Raw genomic sequence first — 228 nt, 5'->3', positions numbered from 1 at the left:
TGGCCTCCACGCCGTGGCCCAGGACTATGCCCATGGCGAGCGGGTGCCGCCCCATCGTCATCGCCAGGCGCAGCTGATTCACGCCCTCTGCGGCATCGTCATCGTCAATACCGCCCAGGGGCGCTGGGTGGTGCCGCCCGGGCGCGGCGTCTGGGTGCCCGCCGGCGAAGAGCACGATCTGCACCTGCTGGGCCGGGTCGAGGTGCGCACCCTGTTCGTCGATCCCCA

The 228-nt window shown here is 71.5% G+C and carries 1 protein-coding gene; it reads left to right on the top strand.

The features are described from left to right. Window positions 1-13: 13 nt before the first annotated feature. On the top strand, window positions 14-228 hold a 215-nt coding region (locus FS767_RS22745; protein WP_371921615.1), incomplete at its 3' end, for an AraC family ligand binding domain-containing protein.

Origin of the sequence: Pseudomonas sp. DE0010 (genome assembly GCF_007680745.1) — a bacterium.
Classification (GTDB): domain Bacteria; phylum Pseudomonadota; class Gammaproteobacteria; order Pseudomonadales; family Pseudomonadaceae; genus Aquipseudomonas; species Aquipseudomonas parafulva_B.
This window is presented reverse-complemented; position numbering and strand designations above follow the sequence as displayed.